Genomic DNA, 26,076 nt, shown 5'->3' on the forward strand with positions numbered 1-26,076 from the left:
GGCGAGCACGAGCACAGGGGCGTCCGGCGGCAGGGACGTAGGCACAGGACGGCGGTGGCGGCCGCCGCCCGGCCGGGGGGAACGTTCACGTACAGGCAGGCTCACAGGCGCGCAGTTTATGCCTATTCGGGGGCGGTTGTTCTGGGAATAGATGGCGATTCCGTCACAACGCGACGGGTGTGAACGAGATCACATCGTGATCCCTCAAAACGTTGACTTACCCGTACAAAACGGAAAGCTTGGAGCCACTAGAAACGCGTTCTAGAGCGACATCCCGCCCGACACAGTCCGAGGACCGTACGCCGGAGGATGGGGAATGAAGCCGTTCTATGTCCGCGAGCTCAGCGTGTACCCGGTCGGCGGCCGCCGGATCTTCCTGCTGGCGATAGCCGTGCTGGCCAGCCTGGTGGCCAACTTCGAGACCACCGTCGCCACCATCCTGCCGCTCCTCATGGACGACCTGAGGATGTCGCTCACCGAGTACGGGCAGATCGCGGCGCTGTCGGTGCTGATCGGCGGGCTCTCGGCCGGGTTCGGCGGCATCCTGTCCGACCGGTGGGGCCGGGTGACGATCCTGGTGCCGACCCTGACCGTCACCGCCGCCTGCAACTTCCTGCTGGCCACCGTGGACAGCGTGGCCGGGCTGTTCTGGGTCCGCTGCCTGATGCTGTTCATCGAAGGGGCGGGCATCACGATCACCGCGTCGCTGGTGCGGGACTTCTCTCCGCGCATGGGGCGGGCGCAGGCGTTCGCGTTCTGGACGTGGGGGCCGGTCGGGGCGTCGTTCCTGGCCTCGTTCATCGCGGGGTTCACGCTGCCGCTGTTCGGCAACGCGTGGCAGTCCCAGGCGATCATCATGGGCGTCCTGTCGCTGGCGATGTGCGGGGTCGTCATCTGGCAGATCGCCGAGCCGTCGGCGGCGCTGCGGGCGCAGGTGCTGCAGGCCGAGCAGGCCGTGCAGGCCGAGGGGCACACCCAGCACGGACGGCTGGGAGAGCTGTTCAGGCACCCCCACCTGTGGGCGCACGTCTTCGGCAACACCGGCTGGCAGGTGCTCTACTGGACGTTCGCCATCTTCGGCCAGACCATCCTGAGCGGCGCGTTCGGCATGGACGCGGCCGCGGCCAACCGTGTCGTGGCGCTGGGCATCGTGCTCAACGCCCTGGCCGTGGTGGTCGTCGGCCGGATCTCCGACCGGATCCAGCTGCGCAAGCCGTTCACCGCCGCCGGCACGGTCCTGACCGTCGCGGCGCTGGCGTACTTCATCGCCATCGTCGGCCCCGGCGTGCCGGCGGCGCAGGTCACGATCGTGTACGCGCTGCTCTACCTGTTCATGGGCATCGCGTACGTGCCCTGGATGGCCAACTTCTCCGAGGACGCCGAGGACGTCGAGTCCCGCCTGCAGGGCTCCGCGCTGGGCATCTGGGGCATGGTCGTCCGCGTCATGATCGTGGTCCTGCTGGTGGTCTCCCCCGTCGTGGTGAAGGCCGGCGGCTGGCAGACGTGGCTGACCGTGGCGCTCGCCGGCCAGGTCGTGTTCCTGGTCTCGATGGCCGCCTTCAGAGGCAGGTGGTCTACCGGGCCGGCACCACGACCGACTGCGGATTACCCGGGGCGTACACCGTGATGCCCTGCGGCAGCGACTTGAGCTTCTCGATCTCGGCGCAGGCGGGGCACTTGTCGTAGCCCTCCTGCCTGGCCCGGTTCGCCTCCGCCTCGGCCTTGGCCTGGGCGACCTTCGCCTGGGCCTCGGAGACGGCCGCCGAGGCGGCCAGCGAGCGGTCCACGGCCTGCTGCACCTCGCCCGGCAGCGTCACCTTGACGAGCGTGAAGCGCAGCCCGGTGAAGAAGTCGCCGCCCAGCGTCGCCGGCAGGTCGCGGGCCAGCGTCGCGTTGACCGCGTCCTGGACCTTGACGATGTTGGTGTTGCTGTCCTGCGGCTTGAGCGCGGCGCTCTCCAGCAGCGCGCACGACGGCACCAGCTCCGCGCAGCGCATGGCGCCGATCTGGCCGCGCAGCGCGTTGTCGATCACGGGCCGGACGGCCTGGCCGAAGAAGGCCGACCAGCCGTCGTCGCCGTCCCACGGGTAGAGCGAGCTGTCGTCCTGCGTGCGGAAGGTACGGGTGCCGTACTTGTCGTCGAACGTCTTCAGCGTCGCGTGGTCCAGGTTGAGCGTGAAGTAGAGGGTGCCTTCGATGCCGAGGTTCACACCGTCGCTGCTCGGCACCGTCACCACGTCCACGCCGAGTCTCGTGGCGCGCTTGGCGTCGGCGGTGATCGTGTAGAAGCGCTGCTGCGCCGGGTAGAGGTGGGTGGACGACCACATGCCGGTCCAGGTCAGGCCCGAACCGGGGTCGATCACCTGGCGTACCTTGTTGTCGTCGAGGGGGCCGCCGTCGCGAATGACGGCCACCTCGCCGCCGCCCGTGCTCTCCAGGCCCCCCACGCCCCCGATCAGCAGGGGGACGGCGATGAGCGCGGCGATGATGATCAGGGTGATTCTCATCCGGGCCCTTCCGCGCGGGCGGCGGAGGCAGCCGCCGCCCGCGGCTTTCGCGGCGTTTCAGGGGAAAGTGCGTGTCAGGCGAACGGTCCCACCTGGCCGGGCATGGGCGCTTTGGCCTGGGGCGCCTCGGCGAGGTCGAGGTCGAGGTCGCGGGTCTCCGGGGCGATGGCCAGGCCTAGGGCCGTGACCGCCAGGGCGACGACCACGTAGATCGACACCGCGAGCGTGGATCCGTACGCCTCGAACAGCTTGAGCGCGATGATCGGGGCCAGCGCGCCGCCGACGATGCCGGCCACCTGGTAGCCCATGGAGGCTCCGCTGTAGCGCAGGCGCGTGCTGAACAGCTCGGCGATGAACGCCGCCTGCGGCCCGTACATCGCGGCGTGGGTGACCAGCGCCACCACGGCGGCCAGCGCGATCAGCGGGAACGACCTGCTGTCGAGCAGCGGGAAGAACGCGAACGCCCACACCGCCGCGCCCACCACGCCGGCGAGGTAGACGGGCCGCCGCCCGAACCGGTCGGACAGCGCGCCGGACAGCGGGATCAGCACGAGCTCCAGCGCGGACCCGATCAGCACCGCGTTCAGCGCGTACGAGCGCGGCAGGTGCAGCACAGTAGTGAGATAAATGATGATGTACGCGGTGAAGATGTAGAAGGCCGCATCCACCCCGATCCGCGCGGTGAAGGCCGACAGCAGGGCCCGCGGGTGCGTACGCACCACCTCGAGCAGCGGCATCCTGGCCTTGGCGCCCCGCTCCTCGACCTCGGCGAACAGCGGCGACTCGCTGATCTTCAGCCGCACCCACAGGCCCACGAACACCAGCACCCCCGACAGCAGGAACGGCACCCGCCACCCCCACGACAGGAACGCCGCGTCGGACATCGCGAACGACAGCACCGTGAGCAGCCCGGTGGCCAGCACGTAACCGGCGGGCACGCCGACCTGCGGCCAGCTGGCGTTGAAGCCGCGCCGCCGCCCGTCGCCGTGCTCGAGTGACATGATCACCGCGCCGCCCCACTCGCCGCCGAGCCCCAGACCCTGCACGAACCTGAGCAGCGCCAGCAGGATCGGCGCCGCCACGCCCACGCTCGCGTAGCCGGGCAGCACGCCGATGAGGAACGTCGAGACGCCCATCACCAGGAGCGTCACCACCAGCACGGTCTTGCGGCCCGCCCGGTCGCCGAAGTGGCCGAACACGACGCCGCCGAGCGGCCGGGCGACGAACGCCACGGCGTTGGTGGTCAGCGACGCCAGCGTCGCGTTGAACGGGTCGAGCGAAGAGAAGAACAGCTTGGGGAAGACCAGGGTCGCGGCCGTGGTGTAGAGGAAGAAGTCGTACCACTCCAGCGACGTGCCGATCAGGCCGGCGAGGATCACCCGCCGGGTCTGTTGCGCGGAGCCTGTCATTCGATCGCTCCTCGATGTCAGCTAAGGGGGCTCTCCTCAACATAAGAATCGTTGAACAATTCGACAAGAGGTTTGCTCCATGATTCCCTGTGAAATGTGGATGACGTGGTTGCCGACCTCGCCCAGGACCGCTCCCGGCTGGGCCGCACCAGCACGGCGGAGCGGGTGGCCGACATCCTGCGCGACCGCATCAGCGAGGGCTTCTTCCGCCCTGGGCAGCGACTGTCGGAGGAGTCGATCTCTGAGGGGCTCGGCGTTTCCCGCAACACGCTGCGCGAGGCGTTCCGGCTGCTCGGTCATGAGCGGCTGCTCGACCACAAGCTCAACAGGGGCGTCTTCGTCCGGCTCCCGTCCGCCGAGGACGTCGCCGACCTCTACCGGGTGCGCCGCGTGCTCGAAGGGGCCGCGGTACGCCTCAGCCCGCCCCCCGAGGCGCTGGCCGTGATCAAGGAGGCCGTGCTCGACGCCGAGCGGGCCGCCGCGCAGGACGACTGGCAGGGCGTCGGCACCGCCAACATCCGCTTCCACCAGGCGCTCGCCGCGCTCAACGGAAGCCCACGGATCGACGAGGCCATGCGCCAGCTGCTGGCCGAGCTGCGGCTGGTCTTCCACGTGATGGAGAATCCGCGGTCGTTCCATCAGCCGTTCGTCGACCGCAACCGCGCGCTGCTCGGCCTCATGGAGTCGGGACAGCCGGAGAAGGCCGCCGCGTACCTGGACGACTACCTCGACCACGCCGAACGGCTGCTCATCGACGCGTACGCGCCGTAACGTGTGGCGCATGGACCGGATCTTCACCGTTGACGAGGCCCGCGCGCTGCTCCCCGAGGTCATCGAGGACGCCCGCGCGGTGATCGCCGCCCGCGCCGACCTGGCCGAGATCGAGTACGACCGGCGCACCGGGGGCGCATCACCGCTCGGCGGCCTGCCGGAGATCAAGGGGCTGCAGGCCCGCATCGAGGAGATCATCAGCGGCTGGATCGAGCGGGGCATCGAGGTCAAGGGCATCGCGCCGGTGCTGGTCGACTTCCCCGCCGTGCTGGAGGGGGCGTCCGTACGGCTCTGCTGGATCGAGGGCGAGCGCGAGCTCGGCTGGTATCACCGTACGGAACTGGGCTTCACGGGGCGCCGGCCCCTGGGTTAGCATTCAACTCATAGGTTGATAAACCGAAGGGTTGAATGCCATGCTCCTTCAGGACAAGGTCGCCGTGGTCTACGGCGCGGGCGGCCCGATCGGCGGCGCGGCGGCGCGGGCCTTCGCCCGCGAGGGCGCGCGGGTCTTCCTCGCGGGCCGCACCCAGGCGCCGCTCGACCAGGTCGCCGCCGGCATCCGCGCCGCCGGAGGGACGGCCGGGACGGCTCTCGTGGATGCGCTGGACGAGGAGGCGGTCGGCGCGTTCGCCGACTCGGTGGCCGAGCGGGCCGGCGGCATCGACGTCTCGTTCAACGCCATCGGGGTCCAGGACGTGCAGAAGCCGCTGCTGGAGATCTCCGCCGCGGAGTTCCTGCGGCCGATCGAGGTCGCCGCGCGGACGCAGTTCCTGACCATCAGGGCCGCCGTCAAGCACATGATCCCCCGCGGGTCCGGGGTGATCCTGCTGTTCGGCGGCGGCGGGCCCCAGACGCAACCCGGGCTCGGCGGGTTCAAGGTCGCGCTCGACGCCATGGAGGGCATCCGGCGGCAGTGGGCGTGCGAGGCCGGCCGGTACGGCGTCCGCGTCGTCACCATGATCACGGGCGGCGTGCCGGAGAGCCTGCCGGGCGACTTTCCCGGCAGGGACGAGCTCGAGGCCGCGCTGCGCGAGCCGACCCTGCTCCAGCGGACCGCGACGCTGGCCGACGTGGGCGACGTCGCCGCCTTCGTGGCCTCGGACCGGGCCAGGACCATGACCTCCGCGACCGTGAACGTCTCCTGCGGCGCCATCGTGGACCACTGACGTGCCCGACGACCAGCTGAGCCGCACCTTCGCCGCGCTGGCCGACCCGACGCGCCGCGCGATCCTCGCCCGGCTGGCCGAGGGCGAGGCGACGGTGAACGAGCTGGCCGAGCCGTTCGACATCAGCCTCCAGGCCGTCTCCAAGCACCTCAAGGTGCTCGAACGCGCCGGGCTGATCAGCCGGGGCCGCGACGCGCAGTGGCGGCCCTGCCGCCTGGAGACGGCTCCGCTGGACAGCGCCGCGGAGTGGATCGTCCGCTACCGCGACCGCTGGAGCGACCGGTTCGACCGGCTCGAGCAGGAGATCAGGAAGATCCAGAGGGGTGAGCATGAGTGACACGGAGTTCGTCATCGAACCCGGCCGCCAGGACATCGTCATGATCCACGTCTTCCACGCGCCCCGTGAGGTGGTGTTCCGGGCGGTCACCGACCCGGAGCTGGTGCCCCGGTGGTGGGGGCCACGCTTCCTCAGCACCCGCGTCGACGTGATGGAGGTCCGGCGGGGCGGCCTGTGGCGGTACGTGAACGTCGACGCCCGTGGCCGGGAGTACGGCTTCCGTGGCGTCTATCACGACGTGGTGGCGCCCGAGCGGTTCGTACGGACGTGGGAGTTCGAGGGCACGCCCAGGGACGTCGCGTTGGAGACGGTCACCCTGGAGGAGGTCCCTGGCGGGACGCGCTACGTCGCCCGATCCGTGCACCCGTCGGTGGAGGCGCGGGACGCGATCGTGCGGGCCGACGGGGCGCGGGGCGGGCGCGAGTCCATGGAGCGCCTGGCCGAGGTGCTGGCTCAGAGGCCCACCAGGACGTAGGGGGCCCACAGGTCGGGCTCGGCGGGGCCGTACAGGTCGCGGAGTTCCAGTACGGCCGCGCGCAGCGCCTGCGCGGGGGCCGTGCCGGAACGCAGCCTGGTGTGGAAGTCACGCATCAGGGCCGCGGCGACCTCGGCGGAGACCGGCCACAGCGGGAGGAGCACCGATCTGGCGCCCGCGTGCAGGAGCGCGTGGGTCAGCCCGGCCAGGTCGTCCCCGCTCGTGGCCCCGCCCTCCTGTGCGGTGAGGACGACGAGCCTGGCGTCCACGTTCATGCTCATGAGCTGCCTGGCGGTCAGGAGCCCATCGGCGAGCCTGATGCCCGATCCGAACGGGTCGCGGGCGTCGAACACGGCCTGGCACGACAGGTGCACCACGTCCCAGGTGCCGGAAATGGTGGTCGCGGTGGCGTCCGGGCCGGTGAGGGGCTGGGTGCCGAGCAACGCGGCGACGTCTTCGAGCCCGGCCTGGCTCTTGGGTTCCGTGGTGCAGCCGAGCGCCAGTGACCGGGTCGCGGTCGAGGAGGCCCGCTGTGCGAGGCGGGTCAGGGCGGCGACGGAGGGGGCGTACGTCACGGGGAAGCGCTCGATGAGTGGGCGGCCGTTCGGGGCGAGGGCGTGGAGCGGGACGCGGTGGAGTCCGGCGTGCGGCACCAGGTAGAGGTGGTCCAGGCCGTCCTTGAGCGCGTCGAGCGCGTCCGCGAGGAGGAGGTCGGCCAGGCGGCGCCAGAGGGCGGCCCGGTGGCGGCGCGCCTCGATGTCCAGCAGGTCCGGCCGCCGCCCGTCGATGGTGGCGGTGAAGGCGGCCAGCAGGTCGTGGCCCACGATGGTGGGGAAGACGCGCGGCTCGGGCCAGCCGGTGCGGTGGGCGAGCACCGTCACGCTCTCCTCGCCGACGTGGAAGCCGACCAGTGCGGTCGCTCCACCCGCGTGGCCGGGGGCGGTCGCTGCGCCTGCCTGGCCCGGGGCAGTCGCTCCGCCCGCGTGGCCCGGGGCGGTCGCTCCGCCTGCCTGGCCGGGGGCGACGAGGGCGTCGAGCTGAAGCCGGCCGGGCGGGGTGCCCCGGCGCAGCGCCACGTGGCCGGGGGCGAAGGGCTCCATGCGCCGCCACAGCGCCTCGACATCGGCCCGCGCGGCACGAGCCCGCCGGATGAGCGCCGCGGCCTCCGCCGGGTCGCGGGTGTTGCGGGCGGCCGCCACGAGCGTCCGCACGGCGTCGAGCCCGCGCCGCTCGTCCTCCAGCAGCTCGCCGGGCACGTCGCCGCCGCCTTGTGCCACCCCGAGGCCGAGCTGTGCGGCCGGCGTGCGGGACTTGGCCTGCTCCACGTACCTCCAGGCCGTCATCCCGCGTCCCAGGCGGACGGCGAGACCGATGGCCCTGTCGGAGTCGTGGCCCAGCTCGCGGGCGCGTTCTGCGTCGGCGAGCGCGCCCGGCAGGTCTCCGAGTTCCTCCGCCGCCAGAGACCGGTGGTGCAGGGCGAGGCCCAGCTCCAGGTCGTGACCGAGCTCCTCGAGCAGCTCCACGGCCTCGGTCAGCCGCCAGTGGGCACGGGTGTACGACCCGGAGGCCAGGTCGAGCGCGCCGAGGCGGCCCAGGGCGAGCGCCGCCCCCGGCCAGAAGCCGATGTGCTGGGCCAGATCCGCGGCCTCCTCCAGAGAGACCTCTGCCCTGGCGGGGTCCTCGAGGCGGGCACGCATGATGAGGGCCAGGACCACGCCGCGGGTCCGCCCGCCGGCGCGTTCGAGCTCCACGGCCCGTTCGGCGAAGCCGCCGGCCTGCTCCCTCTCGCCTCGCAGCGCGCAGACCAGGCTGAGGTCGGCGTAGGCGTCCGCGAGGTCCGGCCGGCCGCCCAGCTCCTCCCCGATCGCGATGGCCTCCCGGTACCGGGCCTCGGCCTCCGCCGGCTCGTCCAGCTTCAGGTGCAGCGCGGCGCGTCCGGCCAGCAAGGAGACCCGCATCGCGCGCCAGATCGGCGAGGACACCAGCCCCAGGCCCTCGTCGAAAGCCTCGGCGGCCTCCTCCCAGCGGGCCTGGTCGGTGCGGACGCGGCCGAGCAGGTCGAGCGCCCGTACGAGATCGGCGGGGAGCGCGGCGTCCGCGTCGCGGGCCAGGGCGACCGCCTGGGCGAGGTGCTCGGCGGCTTCGTCCGTACGGCCCAGTCCCCTGTCCGCCGCGCCCAGGTTGCGCAGGTGGTCGATCACGAGGTGGTCGCGCAGCTCGTAGCCGCGGGCGGCGTACGCGTGGGCGGCTTCCAGGTCCCCCAGCGCGCGGCAGAAGGCGGAGAGCTTGACCAGCAGGAACGAGCGGTGCCGGGACGCGGTGGAGCGTCCGCCCGCGCTCAGCTCGGAGACGACGGAACGGCTGTTCAGGGCGCGCTCGGCAAGGGTGCGGGCGGTCTCCAGGTCGCCTGCGGCCTCGGCCTCCTCGATGAGGAGCCATGTCTCCAGCCGCTCCGTCTGGTCGCCGCCCGCCCTGATCGCCTCCGCCAAGGTCGCGTGGCCGCGGGTGACGTCCCCGAGGGTGAGCTGGATGCTCGCCAGCCGCGCCAGCAGCTCCGCGTCCAGCCCTCCGCCTCCGCCCATGGCCGCGATGAGCTCGAAGGAGCCACCGGCCTCCGCCGAGCCACCGGCCTCCGCCGGACCGCCTCGCTCCGCCGGCTCGCCACTGCCGGGGCCGCCGTCTTCACGCGAGCCGCCCGGCTCCATGGAGCCGCCACGCCCTGCCAAGCCGCCGCCTCCACGCGAGGCGCCCGGCTCCATCGAGGCGCTGGAGCCCGCCGGGCCTCCGCGCCCCGCCAAGCCGCCGCTCCCGGTCGAGCCGCGGCCGACGTGTGTCGGGTGGAGGCCGGCGCGCGTCCGGCCGAGGCCGTCGCGTGGCGAGTCGACGCCGTCGCGTGTCGGCTCGACGCCGTCGCGGCCTCGGCCGACACCGTCACGTGGCGGCTCGACGCCGTCGGAGGTCGGCTCGACGTCGTCCAGTGCCGGGTCGAGGCCGGTGAGGCCGGATTCGAGGGCCGTGCGGGCGCGGTGGAACTCGCCGCGTGCCTCCAGAGCGAAGCCGAGCTTGATCGAGGTGAGCGCCGCCAGCTCCCGCAGGCCGCTCGCCCGGAAGCCCGCAGCCGCCGCCTCCAGCGCCTCCACCTGCGCATCCAGGTCACCGGTACGGGCGGCCAGCGCGGCCAGCCGGTCGTGGACGACCGCCTCCTTGAGCGGGTCCCCGCCGGCCAGCCTCAGGGCCGAGCCGAGCCGTTCCCCGGCCTCCTGCCACGAGCCCAGCCGCGCGTCCAGCTCGGCCTGCCCCAGCGTGGTGGTGAGCAGGGTGGCCACGTCGCCCTCCGCGGCGGCCAGCTCCAGCGCGCGCTCCAGGTCCGCCGACGCGTCCTCGAAGCGGTCAAGGAGGATCAGGCAGGAGGCGCGCATGGTCAGCGCCGAAGCCTCCTTCGCGGCAGCGCTCAGCCGGGCGAACGCCTTCCCAGCCGCCCCGAACTCCTCCAGCGCCCGTTCCGTGTCCCCCTCCGCGTACGCGAGCACGGCCAGGTTGTAGCGCGCCGAGGCGGCCCCGTCGTAGTGGCCGAGGGCTTCGTACTCGCGTTCGGCCAGCTGAAAGGCCATCCTGGCGCCGCCCGCGTCGCCGCGTTCGCGGCGGCGGCGCGCGATGCGGTACCACTCGTCGGCGGGCTCGCGCCGCTCCCCCCTGCGCCGCACGATCTCCACCAGCCGCGTCTCGCAGGCGGCCGCCTGGCCGGGGTGGCCGCGACCGGCCAGGAGCACGGCCTGCGCGTCGAGCGTCCTGCAGGCCTCCTCCCACGCCCCGGCCGCCTCCAGCTCGATGGCGCACGCGGCGATGCGCTCGCCCGTGGCCGTGAGGTCGTCCTGGTCGAGGGCCGCCCTGGCGGCGGGCACGAGCACCAGGGCCGCCTGCCGGGCGTCGCCGAGCCCGAGATAGAGGTCGCGGGCCCTGGCCGCGCAGGAGACGGCGCCGACGGGGTCGCCGGCGGCCAGGCAGGCCTCGGCCGCGTACCCCTGCTGGGCCGCCTCCTCCGCGGCCAGCCCGGCGTCCTCGCACAGGGTGGCGGCCCGCTGGTGGTGTTCGAAGGCGCGGGCCGGGTGCCCCGCCTGGAGGAGGACCAGGCCCATGTGCCCGAGCTGGAGCGCCTCGGAGCCGGCCGCGCCCAGCGAGCGGTAACCGGCCGCCGACCGGTCGAAGGACTTCAGAGCCAGGTCGAGCTCGCCCAGCTCCTGGTGGACGAGCCCCTGCTCGGACAGCGCGTACGCCATCCGGGCTCCCCCGCCGAACGCCTCCGCGGCCCGCCCCAGCACAACGCAGGCCGTGCGCCGCCGCCCGAGCTCGCGCAGCCGCTGCCCGGCCTCCAGCAGGAACTCGCCGGGTGAGTCGGCCTGCCGCTCGGCGTAGCGCAGCAGCTTGACCGCCACCTCGCCGTCCGGGGAGTCCGGCAGGGCCAGAGCCAGCTCGGCGGCGGACTGGGCGAGCCGCGGGTCCGGCGGCAGCGGCCCGTCGAGCACCGTGCCGAGCCGCGACAGCAGCTCGGGGTCCCCGTCCCTGGCGAGCGTGAGCACCTCGTCCAGGTCGCGCGGGTCGCCCTGGGCGGAGAAGCGCGCCAGCAGCGCCCGGCACAGCACGCGCCGCGCGGAGCCGCCCCGCCCGTCCTCCGCGCCCCCGTCGGAGTCCGGCGCCTGGTCGCGGGGGGTCTTCACGGCCGGCTCGAGGCCCTGGCGGGCGGCCTCCACCGCTTCGTGCAGGTCCTCTACCTTCCCCGTCTGCGCGGCCCGCCGGCGCAGCACTTCCGAGACCAGCTCGTACGCCTCCGCCCGGAACGCCGGCCGCTCACCGGCCGCCAGGGCCTCGCGCAGCACGGCGACGGCCTCGTCGGCGTGGACCGGGCTGAGGTCCAGGTGGAGCGCCCGGCCCAGCGTCAGAAGCGCCTCGGCCCTGGCCGGGTCCCGCTCATCGTGTGCCGCGAGCGCGGCGCGGGCGGCGACGATGGGCTCGGCCGGGTCTCCCCCGGCCACCGTCGCCCGCTCGAGCAGCGCGTTCGCCAGGTTCGCGAGCAGCCTGGCGCGGTCCGGGTGACCGTTCGGCACGAGCTCGGCCGCCTCGCGCAGGACCTCGACGGCGCTCTCCAGGTCGGCCGGATCCCCGGTGACGCCGTAACGATTCCAGCGGCGGTCGCCCAGCAGGCCGAGCCGGACGACCGGGTCGGTCCCGAGCCCCCGCGCCGTCTCGTCGGGCGCCACATGGAGGGCCTCCAGCATCTCGGTGCCGGCCTCCAGCGAGCGCTCGTCGCCCGTGACGACGAACCACTCCACCAGCCCGGCCGCGTACGGCGCCAGCACACCAGGATGGGCCCACTGCTCGTGCCAGAAGTCCAGCGCGCACTGCCCCACCCTGATGAAGGCCAGCAGGTCGCGGTCGGCGAACGACCCCGCCGACCGCGCGTGCGCCAGCTCGACCAGCGCCAGCAGGGCCCGTGACCTGTCCTGGCCGCGCGGCGCCGTCTCCGTGGCCGCCAGGTACGCCCTGACCAGCTCCTCGTCCCCGAACGCCGCCATGCCGAGCGCCGTGGCCAGCTCACCCGCGTGGGACGGCTCGGCCAGCGCCGCCCTGAACAGCACGTGCACCGCGTCGTCGATGTGCTCCCGCTCCCCCGTCACCCCGAACAGCCGCACCAGCCCGCCGCCCAGCACCGCGAGCGCGCCGGGCGCCCAGGCGGGGTCGGGCGAGCGCACCGACTCCTGTAACAGCAGCTCTCCGAGCCGGTCGGCCACCTCGGGCGTGGGGTCGGCCATGGCCCGCGCCACCAGGGCCTGGACGAGCAGCCCCACATGCGGGTACGTGGCCGGGTCGACGTGCTGGAACACCTCTTCCAGCAGCCCCGCCCACGTGTCGGCCGAGTCCTCCGACAGTGCCTTCGAGCCGCGCAGCCGCTCGGGAAGCCGCCTGGGATCGGCCACGGCCACGGCGGCGAAGAACGCGCCCGCGACCGCGGCGTCCTGCGTGATGCGCTGGTCAAGCCGGTAGCGGGCCAGGTGCAGCATGCCGATCAGCCGCCAGGTGGCCGCGTCGGACCGGTCGCCGGCGCACGCGCGCATCGCCTGCTCGGCCTCGGCCGGCGCCGCGGGATCCCAGATCAGGCCGGGATCCGCGCTCTGCTCGAACCGCTCGATGCGGGCGGCCAGCGCGGCGGCCGGTTCGGTCATGGGCACAGGCTCTCACCGGGGTGCGTACCCGTACAGAACCGTGCCTTCGACCACATCGCCCCGTACGGTATCGCGCCCCGGCGCGCGCGGTCGCCCCTTTACGGTGTCAGCCGCCTTCACCTCGTGACTTGTTAAGTTCTCGCCCAGGCCTCGGACAGCACCGGTGAGGTCGCGCCCGCGATGGGTAGCCCGGGATCATGCTCTACGGCAAGGAACACGTACAGCGTTATCAGGAGACCAACGGCGCGGAGGGACACGACTGGAACAACACCACTGTCCTGCTGCTCACCACCAAGGGCCGCAAGTCAGGCCGGCCCTACACGACACCGCTCATCTATCAGAAGCACGGCGAGGACCACGTGGTCGTGGCCTCCAAGGGCGGGGACCCGGATCACCCGCAGTGGTACAAGAACCTCCTGGCCGACGCCGAGGCGGAGGTGCAGGTGCTGGGCGACAAGTTCAGGGCCCGCGCCCGCACGGCCTCGCCTGAGGAGAAGCCGGAGCTCTGGGGGCTGATGACCCGGACCTGGCCGGACTACGACGAATACCAGAAGAAGACCGACCGCGACATCCCGATCGTGGTCCTGGAGCGCGTCGGATGACGCCTCGATCACAAGAGCCCCGCCGTCGCGCGGCGGGGCTCCCTGAACTCACCTGATCTCGTAGGCCCTGACGACGGTCTCGGTGAAGGCGTTGCCGCCGCGGTCGGCGGCCGTGACGCGGAGCGAGGCGAACTTGCCGCGCGCGCTCACCGGGTGCCAGGTCTCGGCGGACCAGGCGTTGCCGCCTGACGGGTGCACCAGCGTGGGCAGCCAGGTGCGGCCGTCGTCGTAGGAGATCTCCAGGGTGAGCGTGCGCAGGCTCAGGGCGGGCGAGCCGCTCTGGCGCTGGACGCTCAGCGGGATGCTCGCGTGACCCGCGGCCGCCCGGTTGCGCTCGTCCAGTTCGGGGGCGATCTTGACGGTCAGCAGCGGCAGCACCTGCCGCTTGCCTGTCCCGGGCGACTTCGACCTGAACCGCCACTCGGCACTGACCCGGGTGGACACCTTGGTCTGCTCGGCGTCGCGGTCGGCGGTCATGGTCAGCCGATATTCGCTCTCCTTGGTCTCCGTGGGCACGTCGACCGGGCCGATCAGGTAGTCGGCTGCGAAGATCTCCTTGCCGTCGCGGTAGACCTTGGCCTGCGGCGCGGTGTACTCGCCGTAGGAGATGCGCTCGGGCGTGCTGTCCTCGAACAGGCCGGCGGAGAACTGCAGCATGTTCTCCTCGCGCCAGTTGTAGTCGCCGTGGGGGTCGAGCGCGGCGGCGAAGACGCCGGTGTTCCACCGGTCGGTGGTCTTCTCACCGGCCCGGTAGACCTTGGTGGCGCCGAAGAAGAACTGGTCGGTGTCGTTCCAGCCGTCCGGCGGCGTGCGGTACTGGATGAAGGAGGGGTACCAGCCGGTGTCGGCGGGCGTGTAGTACTCGGTCCTGCGGAACGGGAGCGCGAACCGGGACACCTGGCCGTACGGCGTCCACGCCATCGTCGACCCGTACAGGACGGGCAGGGCGAAGCGCTCGCCGAACTTGACGTCGTTCTGCGTGGCGTACGTCGAGGTGACCTGGGCGAGGTCGCGGCGGCGCGGGCGGTAGCCGGGGTCGGCGGGGATGCGCGGCTCGGCCTTCATCAGGTGGTAGAAGTACGGGCTGTCGTCGAAGCCGCCGTCGCCCTTCGGCCTGGCCCACTGCGTCCAGCGGTAGAAGGCGAAGTTCTTGCTGACCGTGCGGCTCGTCGGGATCGCCTTGATGCCTTCGACGCGGTCCGCGCCCTCCATGCCGGCCAGGTCCACGTCCACGCCGAAGGGCTGCTGGCCGGGGACGAGCTGGAGCAGGCCGAGCATGCCGTAGGCCAGCCGCGCGGTCGGCTCCTCGGTGCGTACGTCCACCGGCCTCGCCTTGCGGGCGTCGGCGGCGACGGTACGGTCGGCGTCGAGCGTGAACTCCGGATCGGCGCCCATCACCATGGTGCCGTCGCTGTCCAGCAGGAGGCTGACCACGCTGTAGCGGTGGCCCCGCTGCAGCCTGAGGTCCAGCGTGCCGCTGGAGATGTCGTAGTTGCGCTGGTCCTTGGCGTCGAGGTCGATCACCCCGGCGAACGCGGCCTGGGCGGGGCGGCCGTCCGTGCCGGTGAAGGTCAGCTTGACCGAGCGCTTCTCCGGCTCGACGCGCATGCCGATGCCGGTGCGTACGGAGACCTCGGCGTTCCTGGCGATGACCGTGCCGCTGAACATGCCGACCGGGCCGGGCTCGGCGCTCACCTTGACCTGGGCGGTGCCGTGCACGGGCACCTCCACCGCCGTGGCGCCGAGCTTGAACGGCGTCACCGTCGCGCCCTCGCCGTCCTTGGCGATCACGCTGAGGTCCAGCCGGACCGCGGCGTCGCCGTCGTTGCGGTAGGTGAGCGTCTTCTCCCTGGGCCCGGAGCCGGGGAGCTCGACCTCGCCCATGTCCAGGGTGGCCGGCTCGGCGGTGACCTGCTGGGTGATGGCGCGGGCGACGTCCACGCGGCCGGAGCCCTGGACGTACGCGCCCAGCTCGTCGCCGGACGCGGTGGAGGCCATCAGCGCCGCCTTGATCTGGCCGGCCTTCCAGCCGGGGTGCTGCCCCGCGACGATCGCGGCGGCGCCCGCCACGTGCGGCGTGGCCATGGACGTGCCGCTCAGCGCCGTGTAGGAGTCGTCCACCGGGCTGCCGAGCGAGGTGCCCGCCGCCCTGGCGGCGACGACGCCGACACCCGGCGCGATCAGGTCGGGCTTGACGGCGGCGTCGCCCTGGCGCGGGCCCGTGCTGCTGAACTGCGCGACCGTGTCGTTGTCGCGGTAGGAGGCGCCGACCGAGAGCGCGCGGTCCGCGGTGCCCGGCGAGCCGAGGCTCTGGGGGCCGTCGTTGCCCGCCGCGATGACGAACAGCGTGCCGTACGTGTCCGACAGGCTGTTGACGGCCTGCTCGACCGGGTCCTCGCCGGGGGAGTCGGGCTCTCCGAGGCTGAGGTTGGCCACGCGGGCGCCGTTCTCGGCCGCCCAGGTCATGGCCTCGATGATGGCGGAGTCGGGGCAGTAGCCGCTCTGCACGCAGACTTTGCCGATCATCAGCTTGGCGCCGGGCGCGACGCCCTTGTACCTGCCGCCCGCGGCGGCGCCGGAGCCGGCGATGGTGGCGGCGACGTGGGTGCCGTGGCCGTTCAGGTCGCGTACGTCGGGCTCTTCGGTGAAGTTCCGGGCCTTGGTGACCAGGCCCTGGAGGTCGGGGTGGTCCGGGTCGTAGCCGCTGTCGAGCACCGCGACGGGGACGTCCTTGCCGGTCTGTCCCGCCGCCCACGCCTGGGGCGCGCCGATGTGCGGGACGCTGACGTCGAGGGAGAGCTTGGCCTTGCCGTCCAGCCAGATCTTCGCGGGCGCGGCCGCCGCCGTCCTGGCCTGACCGGTCAGGCTCTTCCAGAGCGTGCCGGCGCCGGTGCGGGGCTCGCTCCGGGCGATCCCGTTGATCGCGGGCAGCGGGCGCCCGCCGTCGGCGCGCAGCGTGGCCGCTCCGCTCTCGTCCGGGTACGTCAGGATCAGCGGGAGCGACGGGCTGGCCGCGTCGTCGTAGCCGAGCGCGGCGAGCCGGGTGACGTTGAACAGCCTCGGGTCCAGCCTGCCCGCGGCCAGAAGGGGCATCGCGTCCGCGGGGACGATGCTGAGCCCGTCCTTCGCCCGGCGGTGCACGAAGGTGACCTTCTCCCTGCCGGGGCCTGGCTTGACGTCGAGCTGGGTCTGCTTGCCGGGCAGCTCGCGGAGGGTGACCTTGTCGCCGGTGATGAGGGTGATCGTCTTGGGCGGCCCGGCCTGGGCGGGGGCCGGAGTCGCCTTGACGGACGGGGCGGGGGTGGGAGCCGCCTGGGCCGGTGTGGCGGCCGCTACGGCGGCCGTCAGCACGACGCCCAGAATGACGGACTTTCTCTGAAGCACACCCCGGTTTCTAGTTGTCAGGGAAAATAGGTGACAAGGTGGTTTCTGTGGCCTATTGCGGCAACTGCCGGAAGTGGCCAAGATCGAGGGCATGCTTGAGGACGGCCGGGCGCTGGAAGTCGTGGGGATCAGCGCCTTCGACGAGCGGATCTACCGCGGGGTGCTGGCCTGTCCCGGCATCACCGTTCAGGAGCTCGTCAGGCGGAGCGGGGAGAACGCGGGGCGCATCCAGTCGTCGCTGAGCAGGCTCCGCGCCAAGGGCCTGGTCAGCCGCTTGTGGGGGCGCTCGCCCCGCTGGACGGCGACGAACCCCGGCACCGCGATCCGTTCACTGGTACGCGGCCTGCAGAGCGAGCTGGACCGGCTGACCGACACGGCCGACGAGCTGGAGGCGGCCTTCCGCACCGTCGGCCAGAACCCGGAGGAGGGCGGGCAGCTCGAGGTGCTGGCGGGGCCGGAGGAACAGGCCCGCTGGTACGTGCGGCTGCAGCAGGAGGCCAAGGAGGAGGTGCTGACCTTCGACCGGCCTCCGTACGTGCTGGACTACCACAACCCGCTGCAGACCGGCCTGCTGCGCAGCGGCGTCCGCTACCGGACCATCTACACGCCGGAGGCCTTCGATCACGCGGGGGCGTTCGACGAGGTGGGCACCCTGATCAAGGCGGGCGAGGAGGCGCGGATCCTGCCGGAGCTGCCGTTCAAGATGGCCATCGTCGATCGGTGGCGGGCCGTCATGCCGCTGAGCATGGATCCGCCGCTCACGCGCGGGGTGCTGATCATGGGGTCCACCATGGTGGTGGCGCTGGTCGAGCTGTTCGAGCGGCTGTGGCGGGAGGCGCTGCCGGTACGTCCCGAGCTGTGGCAGGAGCCCGGCGCGCCGGAGCCCGACGGCGAGGCGGCGTCCGAGCTGGGCGCCGAGGATCGCCGGCTGCTGGCGCTGCTGGCGGCCGAACTCAAGGACGACGCCATCGCCCGCCAGCTCGGCACCAGCCCGCGCAGCCTCCGGCGCCGCCTGCGCCACCTGCTGGACGAGCTGAACGCCGAAACCCGCTTCCAGGCCGGCGCCCAGGCCAGCCGCCGCGGCCTGGTGTAACGGGCCGCCGTCCCTACTGCCCTACCCGGCCGTCGACGCATTCGCGGAGCAGGTCGGCGTGCCCGCAGTGGCGGGCGTACTCCTCGATCCGGTGGATCCACAGCTCCCGCAGAGCGATGCCGTCCCGCCCCACCCGCTCGCCCAGATCCGCATACTCGGCCAGCGCCGCATCGGTGGCCGCCTGTTCGCGAGCGAGGTCGGCGAATGCGCCGTCGACCAGCGCCTGCTCCCCGACGGCTCCCTCGAAGTCGGCATCGCGTGCTCCGTACAGCTTCGGCGCCGCGTCTCCGGGCACGATCCAATTGCGCCAGTCGCGCTCCACCTCGGCAAGATGGCGGACCAGACCCAGCAGGGACATGGTCGAGGGTGGCACCGACCGGCGCGCCAGCTGCTCCGGATCCAGCCCCTCGCACTTCATCCGCAGGGTCAGCCGATAGTTGGCCAGGTAGTCCTGCAGCGTCGCCAGCTCGCCGTCCGGGCTGGCACCCTCGTTGTTGCGGGGATCCTTGTCGGGGTCGGCCCACATGTCGGGGTAGACGCTGGCCTGGGTCCACCGCTCGGGTACGTCGCTCATCGGGCTGATGATGCTGAGCGGCGGCCCGGCACGCAAGCGAATATTCAGGCGCGCAGGGCCGCGTACAGGTCCATCGTGCGGTGGGCGATGCGCTCCCAGGAGAAGTGCTCGACGGCCCTCGCCCGCCCCGCCACCCCGAGCGCGGTCGCCCGCGCCGGCTCGCGGAGCAGGGTGTTGACGCGCTCGGCCAGGTCGGCGGCGAACCGCTCCGGGTCGTGCGGCGTGCCGTCGGGGCCCTGGGAGATCGGGACGAGCAGGCCCGTCTCCCCGTCGGCCACCACCTCGGGGATGCCGCCGGTGGCCGTCGCCACCACGGCCGTCTCGCAGGCCATCGCCTCCAGGTTCACGATCCCCATGGGCTCGTACACCGACGGGCACACGAACACCGCCGCGTGGGTCAGCAGCTGGATCACCTCGGGCTTGGGCAGCATCTCCTGGATCCAGAACACCCCGTCGCGGTCGAGGCCGCGCACCAGCTCCGTGACCTCCGCCGCGATCTCCGGCGTGTCCGGGGCGCCGGCGCAGAGCACGAGCTGGGCGTCGCGGTCGAAGGAGCGTGCCGCGCGCAGGAGGTGGACCAGGCCCTTCTGCCGGGTGATGCGGCCCACGAAGATGACGTACGGCCTGCGCGGGTCCACCCCGTGCCTCTCCAGCACGTCGGTGGCGAAGTCGGGGGCGTATTCGGCGGTGTCGATGCCGTTGTGGATGACGCTGACCTTCTCCGGCGGGATCTCCGGGTAGGCGGACAGGACGTCGCGGCGCATGCCCTCCGACACCGCGATGACCGCGTCCGCACTGGCCAGCGCGGTCCGCTCGGCCCACGACGAGATCGTGTAGCCGCCGCCGAGCTGCTCGGCCTTCCACGGCCGCAGCGGCTCCAGGCTGTGCGTGGTGATCACGTGGGGCACGCCGTACAGGAGCTTGGCGACGTGCCCGGCGAAGTTGGCGTACCAGGTGTGCGAGTGGACGACGTCCGCGCCCTCGCAGGCGGCGGCCATCTCCAGGTCCACGCCGAGCACCTGCAGCGCGGCGTTGGCCCCGGTCAGCCCGTCGGGCACGCGGTAGGCCGAGACGCCGGGCTCGGCGCGTTCGGCCCCGAAGCAGCGCACGCGTACGTCGGCCAGCTTCCGCAGCTCCCTGGCCAGGTATTCCATGTGCACCCCGGCCCCGCCGTAGACCTCCGGCGGGTACTCCCGGCTGAGCAGATCAACACGCATGACATGACCTTATTGGGGCCGTGTCCGGTGGGCCACAGCGACAAGCCGAAGATCAGGGGCTCCCGATCGTGCATTGCACAACAAATCTGGACACGAAGGAAGTTCTCCATGCCGGGTTTCGTCGATAGATCGGCCATTTGGGGGTAGCGTCCTGGACATGAAGTCCCGAAAGGTGCTCGCGGTTGTGCTGGCAGGTGGAGAGGGCAAGAGGCTCATGCCGCTCACGGCGGATCGGGCCAAACCGGCCGTGCCGTTCGGGGGGATGTACCGACTCGTGGATTTCGTGCTGTCGAACCTGGCGAACGGCGGCTTCCTGAAGATCGTCGTACTGACGCAGTACAAGAACCACAGTCTGGACCGGCACGTCTCGCGGACCTGGCGGCTGACCGCGATGCTGGGCAACTACGTGACCCCGGTGCCCGCGCAGCAGCGGCTCGGGCCGCGGTGGTTCTCGGGTTCGGCGGACGCCCTGTTCCAGAACCTCAACCTGATCTACGACGAGATGCCCGAGCACGTGATCGTGTTCGGGGCCGACCACATCTACCGGATGGATCCCCGGCAGATGGTCGAGCAGCACGAGGACTCGGGCGCCGACGTGACAGTGGCGGCGATCAGGCAGCCGCTGTCGCTGGCCGACCAGTTCGGCGTGATCGAGACCGATCCTGAGGGGCGCAGGATCGTCGCGTTCAGGGAGAAGCCGAAGGACGCGGTGGGCCTGGCGGACTCGCCCGACGAGGTGTACGCGTCGATGGGCAACTACGTGTTCAAGACGCAGTCGATGATCGACGCGCTGCGGGAGGACGCCCTCGACCCCACCAGCAAGCACGACCTGGGCGGCAACATCATCCCGATGCTCGTCAAGTCGGGCGGGGCCGACGTGTACGACTTCGCCAACAACATCGTGCCCGGCTCCACCGAGCGCGACCGCGGCTACTGGCGCGACGTGGGGACGCTCGACGCCTACTACGAGGCCCACATGGACCTCATCTCGGCGCATCCCATCTTCAACCTCTACAACGACAAGTGGCCGATCTTCACGGGCCACGACCCGCTGCCTCCGGCCAAGTTCGTGCACAACGAGGGCGACCGCGTGGGGCACGCGATCGACTCGCTGGTCTCCCCCGGCGTGATCGTCTCCGGCGGCACGGCGATCAGGTCGATCCTGTCGCCCAGCGTCGTGCTCCACTCGCACTCGCTGGTGGAGGACTCCGTGCTGATGGAGAACGTCAAGGTCGGCCGGGGCGCCATCGTCCGTAAGGCGATCATCGACAAGAACGTCGTGATCCCGGACGGGGCGCGGATCGGGTTCGACCTCGAGTACGACCGCACCCGGTTCGCGCTGACCAGGGGCGGCGTCGTGGTGATCGGCAAGAACGAGATCGTCGACCGCTAGCCGCGCAGCCTCAGCAGCCGGTCCACGTACGTCCTGGCGTGCTCGGGACCGATCGGCCGGTTGAAGAAGATCGCGTGGTAGTAGATCGGGGCGAGGACCAGCTCCATGAGCTCCAGCAGCTCGGGCGGGTCCTCGCCGCGCCGCCGCGCCCGCTCCAGCATCGCCTCCAGCTGCACCGCCCGGTCCGTCATGTAGGTCCCGTAGTCGTCGCCGCGGGTGCCGATGTGCGCCGCGCGCACGTACAGCCGGCCCAGGGGGCCGGCGACGTCCGCCGCCACCTGCGTCGCGTACGCCTCCAAGTCGCCGCGGAGCGAGCCCGTGTCGGGCACCGGCGAGCCATTGGAGAGCTGCTCGGTCACCGTGTCGTCGACCAGCGCGGGCAGCGTGCCCCAGCGGCGGTAGATGGTCGCCTGGTGGACGCCTGAACGCTCGGCCACCCGGGCGATGCTCAGCGTGTCCCAGTCCTCCTCGCGCAGCAGCTCGAGGACCGCGTCGTGAACGGCCGCCCGGACCTTCGCGCTGCGGCCGCCGGGCCGTCGTGCGGGTTGCATGCCTCTTACTTTAAGGCGAAATCTCTTGCGTTAGCACTCGACCAGGCCTATCTTGAAGCGAAATTCTTCGCATTAAGGGGCGGGGCGTTGGCCGCGCCCCCGGAAAGGACGTGGTCGTGAACCGTTCCGTCATCAAGGTCATCGTCTGGGACGTCCTCCCGTCGGTCGCCGCTTACTACGCGTTACGTGCGCTGGACGCGAGCGAGTACGTCGCCCTGCTGTCCGCCGCCGCGGTGGGCTTCGTACGTGCCGCCTATGTCGGGATAAGGGAGCGCAAGCTTGACGGCTTCGCCGCCTTCATGGGCCTGATCTTCGGTCTGGGACTCGCCCTCGCCTTCGTCACCGGCGACGAACGGTTCCTGCTCACCGTCAAGTCCGTCACCACGGGCTCGGCAGCGGCCGTGCTGGCGGCCACGTGCCTGGTAAGGCGCCCCGCGGCGTACGGGATGGCCAAGCGGTTCGGCGCGGAAGACGCCGCCACGGCCGCCCGCTGGGACCGGCTGTACGAGGCGGACGCCCGTTTCCGGCGGGTTTACGTGGTCATGACGCTGACCTGGGCCGGGGCCCTGCTGGCCGAGTCGGCGGTCCGCATCCCGCTGATCTACCTGCTGCCCGTGGACGTCATGGCCGGCCTGTCGTCGGCGCTGCTGATCGGCACCCTCGTGCTGCTGGCCGCCTGGAGCGCCTGGTACGGCCGCCGCGGCGAGCAGGCCGCCACCGCCGCCCAGCAGCAGGCCACGTGATCCGGGGACACGCCGCAGCGCACCCCCGGAGAACGCAGGCGTACGGGAGCTCAGCCGCCGTCGTCCCAGGCGCTGCGGGCGCTCCACCCCGGACCGCCCCACCGGATGACCCAGGCGGGCTGCGGGGGCCGGCTCGGGTGACGGTCGAGGTAGACCGGGCCAGGGTCGCCGGCGAGGTGCGGGTCGCGGCCCCAGACGGTGCGGTACCAGGTCTCGTAGTCGTCATCACACACCGGATGTGACACGCCGGCTGCGTCCAGCTCGCAGAGACCGGCCTCGGCGGCACCGGCCGGGCCGAAGAGCGCGGCACCGGCGATCAGCACTCCACCTGCGGCTACGACCTTACCTTTCATGATCCCCCCTGTAATCATGACGTGACGACACGACCACTGTAGGAAGCGACGTCCGTATCGCGGCGGAACGGCACGCTGCGAGCCTGCATTCTGTATGGCAAATGGTCTTTTAAGACGTTCTGACCAGGAAGACGTCGCCGTTGCCGAGCGCCACGCCGCCCTTCGGGGCGCCGTAGGTCAGGCCGGTGATCGCCACCTCTCCCGAGGGGGTCGTGGTGGCGTACAGGTTGGGCTCGGCGAACGGGTCCACGGCGTCGTCCCTGGCGGTGCCGAGCTGGGCGGCGGCGAGCTGCCTGCCCCTGCCGTCGAGACGGAGCGTCAGCACGTCGGCGCCGCCCGCCTGGACGCTCACCCGGCCCCGGGTGTAACCGGCGACCTCGACCTCGCCGCCGGCCAGCGGGGTCACGGCGGCGCCCTCGTCGGCGGCGGGGGTCGCGAGCGTGTGCTGCCAGCGCCGCGTGCCCTGGCTGGTGTAGGCGACGGTGCAGGCGTCGCCGCCGCTGCGGCCGGTGGCCACGGCCAGGCCCGTGGTGGTGATCGTCACCGCGTTCAGCCGGTCGTCGGCCGTGCCTCCTGCCGTGGCGGCCCACTTCCTGGTGCCGTCCGTGGTGAATCCGGCCAGCCAGCCGCCAGGGCCGGTCGTGCCGGGGAGGGCGGCGCCGGCGCTGCCCGTGACGTAGACGTTCGAGGCGTCCGCCGCGATGCCGTAGGCCTTGTCCTCGCCCGTGCCGCCGTACTGGCGGATCCACGACACCTCGCCGCCCGGGGCGAGGCGGGCGAGGATCGCGTCCTTGTCGCCGTTGCTCGTGCCGTCGAGCGAGCCCTTGGTGTAGCCCGCCACGTACGCGCCGCCGTCTGGCGCGGCGGTCAGGGCGTAGAGGCGGTCGGCCACGCCGGGCACGCCGAACTGGGTGATCCACCGGACGGCCCCGCTCGCGTCGAGAGCGGCCACGAACGCGTCGTCCGTGGTGTTGCCCGCATGCCGCCCGTCCAGGTCGCCCTTGGTGTACCCGGCCGCCAGCACGCCGCCGTCCGGCAGGGCCGCCACGCCGTAGAGGCGCTCGTCCGCCGGGGTGGCCAGCTGCCTGGTCCAGCCGCCGGCACGGGTCAGCACCGCGTTCCCGCCGGCCGCGTACCCGATGGTGAGGGAGCCGTCCGCGTGGGCCGCCACTCCCCCTGCCCAGTCGGTGCCGGGTGTGCCGTACAGCGGGGCGGGCAGGCCGGTCGGCGGCGTGACGCTCAGGCCGGGGCCCAGCTCGGCCATGGCCTGTTCGAAGGCGGGCGTCCAGACCGTCCAGTCGTGGCCGCCGTCCATGACACGGAGCTGCGCGGAGATCGCCGGCGAGCGCCTGGCGGCGTTGTAGAGGGCGGCGGACTCGAAGTCCAGGTCGTGGCGGGCGTCGGCGGGGGCGGGGTTGGCGTACTCGTCGTCGCCGACCGCCACGAACAGCCGCACCGGCAGGTCGGGGTCCAGCTTCGGCAGCAGCGCCGGGTAGTTGAGCTCCCGGTAGACGTCCTCGGAGAACTTCTCGCCGTCCTTGCCGAACGCCCCGTAGTCGCGGGTGGAGGAGTCGGACGGCGGCAGCGGCGTGTAGACGGCCGGGCTGAGCACGGCGGCGGCGCCGAACAGGTCCTGGTGCGCGAGCGCGAACCGCAGCGCGCCCGCGCCGCCCATCGAGTACCCGCCGACCAGGCGGGCCTGCCTGATGGGCGCGGTACGGTACGTCGCGTCCACGTGCGCGACCAGATCCCTGGTGAACGCCGTCTCCACCGGCCTGCCGGGCAGGTCGGCACCCGTGTAGCGGGAGTCCGTGTACCAGCTGCCGCGCTCGCTCCAGGGCGCGTCCGGCATGACGGCGATGACGGGCGGGATGCGCCTGGTCCGGATCATGTCGTCGAGCACGGTCTTGACCCGGGTCCAGGCCTGCATGGTGTCGCCCCGGCCGTGGAGGAGGTAGAGGACGGGGTGGCGGTCGGTGCCCCGGTCGTAGCCGCTGGGGAGGTAGACGTTGTAGGCGATGTTCTCGCCCAGCGCCGGTGAGGGGGCTGAGCCGGTGGTGAGCGTGCCGCCCTGCCGCACCTCGGTCTCGCCCGGCGCGGCCAGCAGGGTGAGTGACGCGAGGACGGCGAGCACGGCGATCCAGCGGGGTTTGGGCATCGACCGCTCCTGTAAACGTTTACCGTAGGCACCTTGCGGTGTTTCGGGAGAGTTTCATGGTGAAGGTGGGGCGGTGTCAACCATCGCAAGGCGGCGCCGGGCCCCTCCCCCGCGCCGCCCCTGCCCCGCGCCGCCCCTGCCCCGGGCCGCCCCCTGCTCAGCGGCGGAACAGCTCCAGCAGTTCCTCCGCTCGTTCCGTGCGGGTGATCCACACCTCGCGGCCGCGCCGCTCCCTGCTGATCAGGCGGGCGGCGCCCAGCCGGTCGCAGTGGTACGTGATGCTGCTGGGCGTGATCCGCATGTCGGCCGCCAGCCGGCTCATGGTCATGGGCTGTCCGAGCGCGCCGAGCAGGTCCGCGCGGACCGGCCCGACCAGCGCCGACAACTCGTCGAGCGCCGGTGCGGCGGGCGGGCGCCACAGCGTCTGCGCGCCGGGCACCGGGTACGCGATCCAGACCGCCTCCTCGTGGTCCAGGCTGACGATGATCGCGTCCTTGCCCGCCAGCATCGGCACCAGGACGATCCTCCGCTCGCCCAGCTCGTACGTGCTGGGCTCGATGTCGGCGATGAGCAGGCCGCGCTCGCCGTACACGATGCGGTCGTTGAGCGCGCCGAGCAGCAACTCGGGGCCGCCGCGGACGGCGGCCACGCCGACGCGCTGGACCTCCCTGTCCAGCAGGGGGCGGGCGCGCCTCCACAGGGGTTCGGCGGCGTCCCAGACGTCGGCGAGGGCGCTCGCGTAGCCGTCCAGCCAGCGGCCGGGCCGCTCGGCCGCCGGGCGCCAGTGGGCGGGCAGCGGTCCGGGGCCGAACGCCTGGTCCAGATCCTCGATCAGGTTGCCGGGCGGGAGGTCGCGCAGGGCGGCGATCTGGGTCTGGACGGACACGTCGCCGCTGATGGGCGTACGCGGCACGAGGCTGTCGGGGACCACGGAGTAGCCGGGTGCGGCGAGGGGGCGTACGGCCTGGTGTCCCTGCCTGCCGACCCGCGAGCTGATCGCTCTGCGCCAGGGCTCCGGCAGGCCGCGGCGGCGGCCGGCGAGGGCGTCGGCGATCATGGCGAGGGCGGTCAGGTGCGGGGAGATCGAGATGGACAGCTGGGGCGTGGAGGTCATGCGCAGTTCGC

The 26,076-nt window shown here is 72.4% G+C and carries 20 protein-coding genes; 10 read left to right on the top strand and 10 right to left on the bottom strand.

What is annotated here, in order from left to right; translation table 11 throughout:
• Positions 1-316: 316 nt before the first annotated feature.
• Positions 317-1,627: an MFS transporter gene (locus AB0J64_RS34975; RefSeq protein WP_364036766.1), complete on the top strand. Its 1,311-nt coding sequence runs from the start codon at positions 317-319 to the stop codon at positions 1,625-1,627.
• Here AB0J64_RS34975 and AB0J64_RS34980 read toward each other — a convergent pair.
• Together AB0J64_RS34980 and AB0J64_RS34985 are read right to left on the bottom strand one after the other, a co-directional pair.
• Entirely contained in the window at positions 1,575-2,507 is a 933-nt protein-coding gene (locus tag AB0J64_RS34980; protein WP_364036769.1) for an SPFH domain-containing protein, read from the bottom strand. The two genes, AB0J64_RS34975 and AB0J64_RS34980, sit on opposite strands and share 53 nt — an antisense overlap.
• 74 nt (positions 2,508-2,581) lie before the next feature.
• Positions 2,582-3,916, bottom strand: a complete 1,335-nt coding sequence (locus AB0J64_RS34985) for an MFS transporter (RefSeq protein ID WP_364036772.1) — start codon at positions 3,914-3,916, stop codon at positions 2,582-2,584.
• 96 nt (positions 3,917-4,012) lie between these two features.
• On the opposite strand from AB0J64_RS34985, the gene AB0J64_RS34990 reads away from it, so the two are divergent.
• The 5 genes from AB0J64_RS34990 to AB0J64_RS35010 are packed head-to-tail and all read left to right on the top strand — an operon-like array spanning position 4,013 to position 6,665.
• Positions 4,013-4,687 (top strand): GntR family transcriptional regulator, encoded by a 675-nt coding sequence (locus AB0J64_RS34990; protein WP_364036775.1) that lies wholly within the window; start codon positions 4,013-4,015, stop codon positions 4,685-4,687.
• Between the two features lie 10 nt (positions 4,688-4,697).
• A complete protein-coding gene (locus AB0J64_RS34995; RefSeq protein ID WP_364036778.1) occupies positions 4,698-5,060 on the top strand; it encodes a DUF2203 domain-containing protein in 363 nt (120 codons plus the stop codon).
• Positions 5,061-5,100: 40 nt separating this feature from the next.
• Positions 5,101-5,853: an SDR family oxidoreductase gene (locus AB0J64_RS35000; RefSeq protein WP_364036781.1), complete on the top strand. Its 753-nt coding sequence runs from the start codon at positions 5,101-5,103 to the stop codon at positions 5,851-5,853.
• Between the two features lies 1 nt (position 5,854).
• Positions 5,855-6,190, top strand: a complete 336-nt coding sequence (locus tag AB0J64_RS35005) for a metalloregulator ArsR/SmtB family transcription factor (protein ID WP_364036784.1) — start codon at positions 5,855-5,857, stop codon at positions 6,188-6,190.
• Positions 6,183-6,665 carry an SRPBCC domain-containing protein gene (locus AB0J64_RS35010; protein WP_364036787.1) on the top strand — a complete coding sequence of 161 codons (483 nt, stop codon included), beginning with the start codon at positions 6,183-6,185 and terminating at the stop codon, positions 6,663-6,665. Before AB0J64_RS35005 ends, AB0J64_RS35010 begins: the two co-directional genes overlap by 8 nt.
• Here the strand turns inward: AB0J64_RS35010 and AB0J64_RS35015 are convergent.
• Positions 6,644-12,883, bottom strand: a complete 6,240-nt coding sequence (locus tag AB0J64_RS35015) for a CHAT domain-containing tetratricopeptide repeat protein (RefSeq protein WP_364036790.1) — start codon at positions 12,881-12,883, stop codon at positions 6,644-6,646. The two genes, AB0J64_RS35010 and AB0J64_RS35015, sit on opposite strands and share 22 nt — an antisense overlap.
• Positions 12,884-13,080: 197 nt before the next feature.
• Here AB0J64_RS35015 and AB0J64_RS35020 point away from each other — a divergent pair, with 197 nt between their 5' ends.
• Positions 13,081-13,485, top strand: coding sequence for a nitroreductase family deazaflavin-dependent oxidoreductase (locus tag AB0J64_RS35020; protein ID WP_364036793.1), 405 nt, complete (start codon positions 13,081-13,083; stop codon positions 13,483-13,485).
• Positions 13,486-13,533: 48 nt separating this feature from the next.
• Here AB0J64_RS35020 and AB0J64_RS35025 read toward each other — a convergent pair whose 3' ends face one another.
• Complete coding sequence (locus AB0J64_RS35025) at positions 13,534-16,869, bottom strand: S8 family serine peptidase (protein ID WP_364036796.1); 3,336 nt, start codon at positions 16,867-16,869, stop codon at positions 13,534-13,536.
• A gap of 91 nt (positions 16,870-16,960) precedes the next feature.
• Between AB0J64_RS35025 and AB0J64_RS35030 the strand changes: the two genes are divergently transcribed.
• The gene (locus AB0J64_RS35030) at positions 16,961-17,962 is read left to right on the top strand and encodes a helix-turn-helix domain-containing protein (protein ID WP_364036799.1); all 1,002 of its coding nucleotides are present in this window, start codon (positions 16,961-16,963) and stop codon (positions 17,960-17,962) included.
• A gap of 13 nt (positions 17,963-17,975) precedes the next feature.
• On the opposite strand, the gene AB0J64_RS35035 is transcribed toward AB0J64_RS35030, so the two are convergent.
• Entirely contained in the window at positions 17,976-18,536 is a 561-nt protein-coding gene (locus AB0J64_RS35035) for a DinB family protein (RefSeq protein WP_364036802.1), read from the bottom strand.
• Positions 18,537-18,580: 44 nt separating this feature from the next.
• Entirely contained in the window at positions 18,581-19,753 is a 1,173-nt protein-coding gene (gene glgA, locus AB0J64_RS35040) for a glycogen synthase (RefSeq protein ID WP_364036805.1), read from the bottom strand.
• Positions 19,754-19,910: 157 nt separating this feature from the next.
• Between glgA and glgC the strand changes: the two genes are divergently transcribed.
• The gene (gene glgC, locus AB0J64_RS35045; protein WP_364036808.1) at positions 19,911-21,146 is read left to right on the top strand and encodes a glucose-1-phosphate adenylyltransferase; all 1,236 of its coding nucleotides are present in this window, start codon (positions 19,911-19,913) and stop codon (positions 21,144-21,146) included.
• Here the strand turns inward: glgC and AB0J64_RS35050 are convergent.
• Positions 21,143-21,697 carry a TetR/AcrR family transcriptional regulator C-terminal ligand-binding domain-containing protein gene (locus AB0J64_RS35050; RefSeq protein ID WP_364036811.1) on the bottom strand — a complete coding sequence of 185 codons (555 nt, stop codon included), beginning with the start codon at positions 21,695-21,697 and terminating at the stop codon, positions 21,143-21,145. The two genes, glgC and AB0J64_RS35050, sit on opposite strands and share 4 nt — an antisense overlap.
• 116 nt (positions 21,698-21,813) lie before the next feature.
• Between AB0J64_RS35050 and AB0J64_RS35055 the strand changes: the two genes are divergently transcribed.
• Positions 21,814-22,440 (top strand): VC0807 family protein, encoded by a 627-nt coding sequence (locus AB0J64_RS35055; RefSeq protein ID WP_364036814.1) that lies wholly within the window; start codon positions 21,814-21,816, stop codon positions 22,438-22,440.
• A 50-nt stretch (positions 22,441-22,490) separates the two neighbouring features.
• Here AB0J64_RS35055 and AB0J64_RS35060 read toward each other — a convergent pair whose 3' ends face one another.
• From AB0J64_RS35060 to AB0J64_RS35070, 3 genes are all read right to left on the bottom strand, one after another.
• Positions 22,491-22,793, bottom strand: coding sequence for a hypothetical protein (locus tag AB0J64_RS35060; protein ID WP_364036817.1), 303 nt, complete (start codon positions 22,791-22,793; stop codon positions 22,491-22,493).
• 109 nt (positions 22,794-22,902) lie between these two features.
• Positions 22,903-24,951, bottom strand: a complete 2,049-nt coding sequence (locus AB0J64_RS35065; protein ID WP_364036820.1) for an alpha/beta hydrolase-fold protein — start codon at positions 24,949-24,951, stop codon at positions 22,903-22,905.
• A 157-nt stretch (positions 24,952-25,108) separates the two neighbouring features.
• Positions 25,109-26,065: a hypothetical protein gene (locus AB0J64_RS35070; RefSeq protein WP_364036823.1), complete on the bottom strand. Its 957-nt coding sequence runs from the start codon at positions 26,063-26,065 to the stop codon at positions 25,109-25,111.
• Between the last annotated feature and the right edge of the window lie 11 nt (positions 26,066-26,076).

Source organism: Nonomuraea sp. NPDC049695 (assembly GCF_040674955.1).
Taxonomy (GTDB): Bacteria; Actinomycetota; Actinomycetes; order Streptosporangiales; family Streptosporangiaceae; genus Nonomuraea; species Nonomuraea helvata.

Bases quoted from the DNA above. Each gene is read 5' to 3' on its own strand.
- AB0J64_RS35000 (WP_364036781.1), top strand. From the start codon at position 5,101: ATGCTCCTTCAGGACAAGGTCGCCGTGGTCTACGGCGCGGGCGGCCCG.
- AB0J64_RS34985 (WP_364036772.1), bottom strand. From the start codon at position 3,916: ATGACAGGCTCCGCGCAACAGACCCGGCGGGTGATCCTCGCCGGCCTG.
- AB0J64_RS35060 (WP_364036817.1), bottom strand. From the start codon at position 22,793: ATGAAAGGTAAGGTCGTAGCCGCAGGTGGAGTGCTGATCGCCGGTGCC.
- AB0J64_RS35015 (WP_364036790.1), bottom strand. From the start codon at position 12,883: ATGACCGAACCGGCCGCCGCGCTGGCCGCCCGCATCGAGCGGTTCGAG.
- AB0J64_RS35050 (WP_364036811.1), bottom strand. From the start codon at position 21,697: ATGCAACCCGCACGACGGCCCGGCGGCCGCAGCGCGAAGGTCCGGGCG.
- glgA (WP_364036805.1), bottom strand. From the start codon at position 19,753: ATGCGTGTTGATCTGCTCAGCCGGGAGTACCCGCCGGAGGTCTACGGC.
- AB0J64_RS34980 (WP_364036769.1), bottom strand. From the start codon at position 2,507: ATGAGAATCACCCTGATCATCATCGCCGCGCTCATCGCCGTCCCCCTG.
- AB0J64_RS35070 (WP_364036823.1), bottom strand. From the start codon at position 26,065: ATGACCTCCACGCCCCAGCTGTCCATCTCGATCTCCCCGCACCTGACC.
- AB0J64_RS35035 (WP_364036802.1), bottom strand. From the start codon at position 18,536: ATGAGCGACGTACCCGAGCGGTGGACCCAGGCCAGCGTCTACCCCGAC.
- AB0J64_RS35030 (WP_364036799.1), top strand. From the start codon at position 16,961: ATGCTTGAGGACGGCCGGGCGCTGGAAGTCGTGGGGATCAGCGCCTTC.
- AB0J64_RS34975 (WP_364036766.1), top strand. From the start codon at position 317: ATGAAGCCGTTCTATGTCCGCGAGCTCAGCGTGTACCCGGTCGGCGGC.
- glgC (WP_364036808.1), top strand. From the start codon at position 19,911: ATGAAGTCCCGAAAGGTGCTCGCGGTTGTGCTGGCAGGTGGAGAGGGC.
- AB0J64_RS35010 (WP_364036787.1), top strand. From the start codon at position 6,183: ATGAGTGACACGGAGTTCGTCATCGAACCCGGCCGCCAGGACATCGTC.
- AB0J64_RS35065 (WP_364036820.1), bottom strand. From the start codon at position 24,951: ATGCCCAAACCCCGCTGGATCGCCGTGCTCGCCGTCCTCGCGTCACTC.
- AB0J64_RS34995 (WP_364036778.1), top strand. From the start codon at position 4,698: ATGGACCGGATCTTCACCGTTGACGAGGCCCGCGCGCTGCTCCCCGAG.
- AB0J64_RS35020 (WP_364036793.1), top strand. From the start codon at position 13,081: ATGCTCTACGGCAAGGAACACGTACAGCGTTATCAGGAGACCAACGGC.